Origin of the sequence: Weissella sp. DD23 (assembly GCF_001579105.1) — a bacterium.
GTDB classification, from domain to species: Bacteria; Bacillota; Bacilli; order Lactobacillales; family Lactobacillaceae; genus Weissella; species Weissella cibaria.
On the sequence record NZ_KQ970390.1, the window covers coordinates 67,913 to 72,431 of the forward strand.

The following is a 4,519-nucleotide window of genomic DNA, read 5'->3' on the forward strand; positions in this document are numbered from 1 at the left end:
GGCCCTTCGGTGGCCGAGCACTTTTTGTGTCTTATTACGGCACTTCTTTGTGAAACAATCGGCAATCTTTGTCAAAAAAGTTGACAAAAATACTTGCAAAGTTTGTTAAGTAGCTTTACAATTAATTCTTGTCAAATTGATGCACTTATAATTAAATAGAACAATTGGAGGATGACATGGCAAAAAATAAAAGTGTTGCTATGGACATCAACGGAAACCCATTTAGTCGCTCTGCCATGGTGGCAGTGCTCTTGATCGGTACTTTCGCTGGTGTGTTAATGCAAACTTCGTTGGGTACCGCAATCCCAACTTTGATGCGCGATTTTGATATCACGTTAGCCACGGCCCAACAAGCAACGACATGGTTCTTGTTAGCTAATGGTATTATGATGCCAGTTTCTGCGTACCTATCAACGCGTATTCCATCTAAGGTCTTGTACATTTTCGCGTACTTGATGTTGTTTGCCGGTATGGCAACGACGGCCTTTACACCCGCACACCACGATATGTGGTGGATGTTCTTGCTGGGACGTATCCTGGTGGCCATCGCGGTGGGTGTGACTATGCCGTTGATGCAGGTGGTAATGGTGAACATCTTCCCAGCCGAAGAGCGTGGGGCAGCCATGGGAATTAATGGTATTGTCATTGGTTTGGCACCTGCCATTGGACCAACGTTGTCTGGATGGATTTTGGAAAAGAATCACCACTTCTTGGGTCTGACGATTTCTGACTCTTGGCGGACGATTTTCTACTTGCCAATGTTTGTTTTGGCATTGGTAATTATCGCATCACCATTCTTTATTAAGAATGTTATTCCTAACCGTAAGATGAAGTTGGATGTGCCATCATTGATTATCTCAACGCTTGGGTTCGGAATCTTCTTGTGGTCATTTACTAATGTGGCGACTGATGGTTGGGGCGACTTTAAGAACGTTATCTTGCCAATGATTGTTGGTTTGTTGTTCATCGTTTTGTTCGTCGTACGCCAATTGAAGTTGGATGAACCATTTGTTGACGTGAAGGTCTTTAAGAACCACCAATTCGCGTTGACGACTGTGTCAGTTATGATGGCAATGATGGCGATGATGGGTGTCGAAATGATGTTGCCAACGTACTTGCAAAACGTTCACACCATGTCACCATTGGAATCAGGATTGACGTTGTTGCCTGGGGCTTTGATGATGGGTATCATGGCGCCAATCGCTGGTTCAGCCTACGATAAGATCGGGGCTAAGCGTTTGGCCTTGACTGGTTTCTCAATCTTGGCCATTGGAACAGTACCGTTCCTATTCTTGACGGCGTCAACACCAGCACACTTCATTACCGCTTTGTACGCGGTTCGTATGTTTGGTATCGCCATGGCAATGATGCCGTTGACGGCGATGGCCATGTCAGTATTGCCACCAGCTGAGGCACCACACGCAACAGCTGCTAACAACACGGCCCGCCAAGTTGCGTCAGCCGTTGTTGTGGCCTTGCTGTCATCAGTAACACAAAATGTGATTTCAAATAATGAGCCTGCTAAGGCATTGTCAAAGACGAACCCACTCCAGTACGGGGCGGATTACTTGGACGCTTCAATGAAGGGATTCCACGTATCATTTGCCATCGGTTTGGGATTTGCCATCGTTGGTATCGTCGTTGCGATGTTCTTGAAGGGTGGGGCCATTAAGGCAGCCGGTTATTCAAACCACAAGCCGGTTGACCCACAAATGAAGGAGGCTGAATAAGATGGTTATTATCCTTTTGGCAGTCTTCGCCATTTTGACGTTTATTTCTTGGATTAAGATTGAAAATGTCCCTGCTCGTGTAACATCTGGCTTGATTTCAGGTGGATTACTACTGGCGACAGTTTTGATGTTGGTAGCGAACTTCAACAACCATTTCGGTATGGAGAAGGTTACTAAGACGGAAACCAAGACAATTTATTCTGCCGGTGGTTCTAAGGTTCCAGCTGGTATGATGATTGCCCAAGCATTGGGGACAAAGTCAAACAACTATGTTATGATTTACGCCGATAAAGAAAACGCTAAGCCAACGGCTCACTTTGTGCCTAACAAGAATCACATTGTAGAGGCGGTTAAGAAGACGGCGACTTATAAGTTGATCGATGCTGATAAGGCAACGGTCACGACTAAGACGACTCGTTGGGAGTGGCAAAACGATTTCTTTAAGTTGATGTTTGGGTTTGGTGGTGAAGGCCACTCATTGTATAAGCAACAAACAGTTGTTAAGTTGCCTAAGGATACGTGGGTGGTTATGACGCCGGCACAATCAAAGGCTGTACAAGCGAAGCAAAAGGCGGCTGCGGCTAATCCTGCTGCTGCGCAAGCACAACAAGAACAACTAAAGGCTGCGGCTTCTGCAAAGATTGCTGCGTTCATGCAAGCTAACCCAAAGGCTTCACAAGACGAAGTTAAGGCGTACACCACAAAGGTGACGGCTGAACTAACGGCTGAGGCAATGAAGGCGATGCTAAAGTAAACGAAACGGACATCCTGACACAGTCAGAATGTCCGTTTTTGTTTCAAAATTTATACCAATCATAGACCGACGGCTTTTTTGGATAAGATTAAAATATTTAATTTAAAACTTTGGGTATCTTTCTTTGGATAAGCGTGTTATACTTATGTACATAGTTTAAAGGATTTTGTTTTATGTTTCACAGAAATATCTGGCATCGTCATATTTAGATTATTAAAAAATTCGGCAATAATTGCCAGGAGGTTTCAGACATGGAACAAGGAACAGTAAAGTGGTTTAACGCAGACAAGGGATTCGGTTTCCTTTCACGTGAGTCAGGTGACGATGTATTCGTTCACTTCTCAGCTATCCAAGGTGACGGCTTCAAGTCATTGGAAGAAGGACAAGCTGTATCATTCGAAGTTCAACAAGGTGACCGTGGCTTGCAAGCTGCTAACGTTACTAAGTTGTAATAACGGCTTAAAGGCAACCTGGTAATCATCAGGTTGCCTTTTTGTTTGCAGTTTTAAAAGGAGCAGTGGGTGTAATGACAGTGTGGACGAAGCGTGTTGTTTTACCAGCAGATCAACCGGCAATTTCAATTAAAGAACAGTTAACGGCTTGGCAAGTGCCACGACGCATCAGAGGCAATTTTAGAATGGGGCGGCGTATCTTATTAAATGGCGTTTACCAACCGACCTCAACGCGTTTAAAGCCGGGTGACGTCCTCGATATGACCTGGTTGCCGGCGGATTTTGAAGTGGCGGATTCGCATTACGTCCCAGATGCTAGTCAGCCATTAGATGTATTGTTTGAAAATGATGATTTAATTGTTGTGAATAAACGAAAGGGTGTCAAAACCCATCCGAATTCGCCAGGTGAAGATGGCACCATGATGAATTTTGCGCAGGCTTATTTAGCAGAGCAGGGCAAATCGGCGTATATGGTGCATCGGTTGGATGGCGACACGACAGGGGCGTTAATTATAGCTAAAAATCCTTATGTTGTGCCGATGTTAAACCAAATGTTGCGTGACAAGACTATCAAGCGAACGTACCTGGCGTGGGTATGTGGCAACATTACCTCAACAAGTGGCACTATTGATGCACCAATTGGCGATAATCCAGTAGATTCACGCACACGGACGGTCAACGGGCCTAATGCGCGTCCGGCAGTTACCTATTGGCACAAGGTTCATACGGTCTACCAAAATACGCTCGTAAGGCTTGCATTAGCGACGGGACGTACACACCAGATTCGTTTACACATGAAGCACCTCGGCTACCCGTTAGTTGGTGATCCGCTGTATAACCCAGACAGTAATTATTCAGATGGCTTATTACTGCATGCGGCAGCGATTCAACTACCAATTCCGTTTACTAACGATGTGAAGTCAGTTGGAGCGCCTTTACCGCCGACATTTCCGCGTAATCTGCGAAAATAATCCGTGTACGGTGTTGAGAATGCAAAGTTTTTCATATATTCCGGATTGTGCTATACTTCTGTAAGAGAGAAAATTTTGGACAGGTCAATATGATTGATATCACGCAACTAGAGAATGCGTGGCGTAGCGAAAATGGTCCAAAACCGAGGTTTGAAAAGATGACAGCAGATATTGTAAAAATTGAGACGTCGTACTTGGATGTCGAAGGATTGCCAATTACGCTTTATGTGTATGAGGAATCAAGTCTTTTTGGATCGCAGTTGCGGATTTCAGATGGTGGCTATGTGACGGAAGATCTAGCTTTGGCAGAAGGTCGTGGCGAGTTAACACGTTCGGAGTTGAATGATGTAAAAACGCAGTTGAAAGGGACTGATGTTCGACTCGACAAGCGCGATGCTTCCTTATATATGAAGACGAAATTTGAAGATTATGATGTCGATGTTGCACGGTTGTGCGAAACGATTCAACGCCTACAACAGTAGGCCCCTAAAAAGCGCTTAACTTCTCACTGAGAGGTTAGGCGCTTTTTAAGGTTAATATATAAAAAACATTTATGTTTGTAATGAATTTGTTAAGACGAGTTGCTAAACTTAATATTTGTTAGAGAAAGAG

At 44.4% G+C, this 4,519-nt stretch carries 5 protein-coding genes; all 5 read left to right on the top strand.

What is annotated here, in order from left to right:
- The first annotated feature begins 176 nt into the window (after window positions 1–176).
- The 5 genes from WEIDD23_RS00305 (at window position 177) to WEIDD23_RS00325 (ending at window position 4,389) form a co-directional block, all read left to right on the top strand.
- Window positions 177–1,730, top strand: coding sequence for an MDR family MFS transporter (locus WEIDD23_RS00305; protein ID WP_010370511.1), 1,554 nt, complete (start codon window positions 177–179; stop codon window positions 1,728–1,730).
- 1 nt (window position 1,731) lies between these two features.
- On the top strand, window positions 1,732–2,484 hold the full coding sequence (locus WEIDD23_RS00310; protein ID WP_010370513.1) for a DUF4811 domain-containing protein: 753 nt from the start codon (window positions 1,732–1,734) through the stop codon (window positions 2,482–2,484).
- A 251-nt stretch (window positions 2,485–2,735) separates the two neighbouring features.
- Window positions 2,736–2,936, top strand: a complete 201-nt coding sequence (locus WEIDD23_RS00315) for a cold-shock protein (protein ID WP_003610350.1) — start codon at window positions 2,736–2,738, stop codon at window positions 2,934–2,936.
- 74 nt (window positions 2,937–3,010) lie between these two features.
- A complete protein-coding gene (locus WEIDD23_RS00320; protein ID WP_062358606.1) occupies window positions 3,011–3,907 on the top strand; it encodes an RluA family pseudouridine synthase in 897 nt (298 codons plus the stop codon).
- Between the two features lie 158 nt (window positions 3,908–4,065).
- Window positions 4,066–4,389 carry a DUF1828 domain-containing protein gene (locus tag WEIDD23_RS00325; RefSeq protein WP_128735734.1) on the top strand — a complete coding sequence of 108 codons (324 nt, stop codon included), beginning with the start codon at window positions 4,066–4,068 and terminating at the stop codon, window positions 4,387–4,389.
- Window positions 4,390–4,519 lie beyond the last annotated feature (130 nt).